Origin of the sequence: Streptomyces sp. UNOB3_S3, assembly GCF_020740895.1 — a bacterium.
In the GTDB taxonomy this organism is placed as follows: domain Bacteria; phylum Actinomycetota; class Actinomycetes; order Streptomycetales; family Streptomycetaceae; genus Streptomyces.
On record NZ_JAILXP010000503.1, the window covers coordinates 1 to 4,103 of the forward strand.

The window sequence follows — 4,103 nt, forward strand, 5'->3', positions numbered from 1 at the left end:
GTCCTGTGGTGGGGGTGGCCGCCGGGCTCGGTGAAGTACTCCACCCGCTGGGTGGGTTTGGGCGCCGGCGTGGCGCCAACGGCGGAAGCGTGCGGAGCGGTGGTGAGCGCGGCCATTAAGGCCGCGCCCGCCGCGAGGGATATTCGTCTGTACACGTGCATGGGGGGTTCCTCCCGAAACCGAAACCCGCCGCATAAGTGGCGAGTTAAGTCGCGTTAAGGCGCCGCTCAACGTAGAGGCTCAGGAGGTTCATGACAATGGATGTGACGGGAAACGACCGACGCCACTACCGAGGGGTGGTCAGCACTCGTCCCTGACGAGCCCCAGCAGCCGGTCCAGCACCACGCGGCCGCTCGCGCGCACGCCGTCGTGCTCGTACTCGTCCGTGACCCACGTCCGCAGCCCCGTGATCGACCGGGCCGTGCGCAGGGAGTGCTCGGTGTCCACGTAGAGGTCGTCGTGGTAGACGGCCGCCGCGACCGGCACCGTGTTCCGGGCGAGCCTTTCGGCGTCGTAGAGCGGGGTCCAGCCCTCGCGCTCCGCGAGGAGTTCGGCGGTGCGCCGCAGGGGGCGGAGGGCGGGCTGGGTCTCCAGCATCCAGGGGTGGACGGTCTCACCGGTGAAGAGGAAGCGCCCCTCGGGCTCGAAGTGGCGTTCGAACTGCGGGAATTCCGCGCGGACGCGCTCGGCGGACCAGTGCGTCGCGCGCCCGTCCTGGGCATAAATGACCTCATGGAGGAGGGTGTAGAGCGGGCTGGCGGTGCGCGAGAGCACCGCCGCGACCTGCTCGCCGAAGGCGTCCGACAGCCGCGGTCCGGCGGCGGTCGGCACGAACGCGTCCTCCAGGAGGTAGTGCAGCCGGTGGGAGCCGTCGCCGGTCCCCAGCAGGATGCCGAGCTGCTGGAACGCCGCCACGGTCAGCACGGAGCCGTCCGGGAGCGTCTCCTCCGTCTCCGCCAGGTGCCCGGCTATGCGCCGCGCCACCGCCTCGTCGCCCGGGTAACGGGCGTAGTGGGCCAGGGTCTTGCGCTCCATGCGCGGGTAGGCGGCGCGGTAGACGGCGTCCGCGTCGCCGTCCAGCGAGGGCAGCCCACCGGTGATCATCACCTCGGACAGGCCCTCCGGCGCGTACGACAGGTACGTCACCGCGCAGAAGCCGCCGAAGCTCTGCCCCAGGACGCTCCAGGGCCGGCCGCCGGTCAGCAGCGGCCGGATGTACTCGCAGTCACGGACGATGGAGTCGGCCCGGAAGTGGGCGAGGTAGGCGGCCTGCCGCTCGGGCGTGCCGCGCAGGGGCAGGGTCTGCCGGTTGGCGGGGGTGGAGCGGCCGGTGCCGCGCTGGTCGAGCAGGAGGACGCGGTACTCCTCCAGCGCGCGGTCGAGCCAGTTCTCCCGGCCCACGGGCCGGCCGGCGGGGAAGCCCGGCCCGCCCTGGAGGAAGACCAGCCAGGGCAGGTCCTCCTGGGCCCGGCCCGCGGCGACGACCTCACGGGCGTACAGGCGGATGCGCTCCCCGCCGGGACGGGCGTGGTCGAGCGGCACGTCGAAGAAGTGGTCCGTCATGACGAGGCCGGGCTGGCGGACCGTGCCCGCCACGGAACCCCCGATGGGCCCGGTGTTCGTGGTGTCACCGTTTCCGGTGGTCTTCGGTATGGGCGGCACGGACGGCACAGGCGGCACGATTACATCCTCACGTAAGCAGATTTAACGTACGGCTTGAATCACGGCGCAATGTACCGAGGGGCGGAAGTGGCCGAGAACAGCACCCACGGCATACGGGCGGACGAGCCCTCCGACATCGGCCGCCGCGTCCTGCGGCTGCGGACCGAGAAGGGGCTCACCCAGAAGCAACTGGCCGAGCCCGCCTACACGGCGGCGTACATCTCCACCCTGGAGGCCGGCCGGGTCCGGCCTTCCGAGACCGCCCTGCGCCATCTCGCCGGGCGGCTGGGCACCACCGTCGAGGAGCTGGCCACCGGCCGGCCGCCCCACCTGGCCACCGAGCTGCGGATGCGGCTGACGGACGCCCGGCGCACCCTGGCCACCGGGGACGCGGAGGACGCCGCCGCGCTCTTCCGTGCCCTGCGCGCCGAGGCGGCCGCGCTCTCACTGGTGAACGAGGAGTCCACCGCCGTCCTCGGGCTCGGCGACTGCGCGCTGGAGAGCGGCGACCTCACCGCCGCCCGCGACCTGTTCGCCGAGGCCGAGACGCTCCTCGCCGACCAGCCGCTGCCGCGCCGCGTGCCCGCCCTGCGCGGCCGGGCCGTCGCCCACCTCCTCGCGGGCGAACTGCGCTACGCCTGCTACCTCCTGGAGACCGCCCTCGACGAGCTCAACGCCTCCGGGATGCACGACCCCGACGCCCTGCTCCTCCTCTACACCGCCTCCATCGCGCCCTATATGGACATGGGAGCGCACGCCCGTGCCGCGCACGCCGCCGAGCTCGCGCTGGCGCTCGCGCCCCAGGTGGACAACCCCGCGCTCGTCGCCGCCATGCACCGCGGCGTGGCCCGCAGCCTCATCGCCGAGGGCCGCATCGCCGACGCCGACGCCTCCCTCGCCAAGGCCCAGGAGCTCTACCAGCAGCTGCACATACGGACCGAGCTCGCCCACTGCCACTGGATGCGCGGCTACATCCACGCCCAGGACGGCAATCTGCGCAAGGCCGAGAGCGAGCTGCGCACCGCCCGCGACATGCTGGCCTCCAAGCGCGCCGCGCTGTTCACCGTGCAGGTGGAAGTGGAGCTCGCGGACGTGCTGCGGCGCCGGGGCAAGGCGTACGAGGCGGAGGAGCTGCTGCGCCCGCTGCTCTCGCCCACGGCGCTCGGCGCCGAGCGGGGCGCCGTCCACGCGGGCGGGGCGCACCGGCTGCTGGGGCTCGTCGCGGAGGACCGGGGCGACACGGAGGCCGCCGAGGAGCACTACTGCGCGGCGCTGTCCCTGCTGGAGCGCACGGGCGCGGCGGGCGACCTCGCGGACCTGTGCCGGCTGCTGGGCGATCTGCTGCGGCGCACGGGCCGGACGGAGGCGGCGCTGGACGCGTACCGCACGGGGCTGGGGCACCGGGCGGCGCCGGGGACGACCACGCTGGGGCCGGCGCCGAAGGCGCCGCCGCAGTGGCCCCGGCCCTAGCCGGGCGGCGCGAACGGGCACGTACAGGCCGCCGCCGGGGGTGCGGCGGCCTGCGACCGTGGGCCGCACACGGTGGCGGACCCGGCGGCGCGGGCGCGCCGCGCGCGGGCCGGAGTCCGGGGGCCCGCCACCGCATGGTGCAGCATGGACAGCACTCTGCCGCCCGGGTGCCGGAAGGTCCATCCGCCCCGGGTCCCGGTTCGCCCCCCGCCGGTCGGCGGGGGTCGTCCGGCCCACGGGCGGAGCCCTGGGCTCCGTCGGCCGTGGCCGGTACGGCAGGCTGGAGGGGTGGGGCCGCCGACGGCCCCGGTGGACGAGGGAAGAGGTAGCGGACGGTGATCCGTGTGGCGGTGGTGGACGACGAACAGCTCGTCCGGTCCGGGCTGCGGATGATCCTGGGCACGGCCCCGGACATCGAGGTGGTCGCGGACTGCGGTGGCGGCGAGGCCGTGGCCACCGTCGCCGCGCACGCCCCCGACGTCGTGCTCCTCGACATCCGGATGCCGGACGTCGACGGCCTGACGGTGCTGCGCGCGCTGCGGGCCGCCCCCGCCCCGCCGCGCGTCGCCATGCTCACCACCTTCGACACCGAGGAGTACCTCGCCGCCGCGCTGCGCGCGGGCGCGGCCGGCTTCCTGCTCAAGGACACCGACCCCGAGCAGCTGGTGCGGGCCGTGCGCACGCTCGCCGGCGGCGGGAGCGTCCTGGACCCGGGCGTGACCCACGCGGTCATCGGCGGCTACCTCGCCGCCGAGGCCGAGAGCACGGCCGCCGAGGCGGTACGGGGGCTGACCCCGCGCGAGCGCGAGGTGCTGGGGCTGCTCGGCGCGGGGCTGGCCAATCCGCAGATCGCCGAGCGGATGGGGCTGGCGCCCAGCACGGTCAAGGACCACGTGCGCGCGGTCCTCGGCAAGCTGGGCGGGCTCAACCGCGTCCAGGCCGCGATCCTCGCCGACCGGGCGGGGCTGGTG

General features: G+C 74.7%; 3 protein-coding genes. 2 read left to right on the plus strand and 1 reads right to left on the minus strand.

The genetic code is table 11. From position 1 onward, the window contains the following. Positions 1-300 precede the first annotated feature (300 nt). Complete coding sequence (locus tag K6I33_RS32570; RefSeq protein ID WP_238492334.1) at positions 301-1,563, minus strand: alpha/beta fold hydrolase; 1,263 nt, start codon at positions 1,561-1,563, stop codon at positions 301-303. A gap of 186 nt (positions 1,564-1,749) precedes the next feature. On the opposite strand from K6I33_RS32570, the gene K6I33_RS32575 reads away from it, so the two are divergent. Then, positions 1,750-3,132, plus strand: coding sequence for a helix-turn-helix transcriptional regulator (locus tag K6I33_RS32575; RefSeq protein WP_229358215.1), 1,383 nt, complete (start codon positions 1,750-1,752; stop codon positions 3,130-3,132). A gap of 335 nt (positions 3,133-3,467) precedes the next feature. Further along, on the plus strand, positions 3,468-4,103 hold a 636-nt coding region (locus K6I33_RS32580; RefSeq protein WP_229358217.1), incomplete at its 3' end, for a response regulator transcription factor.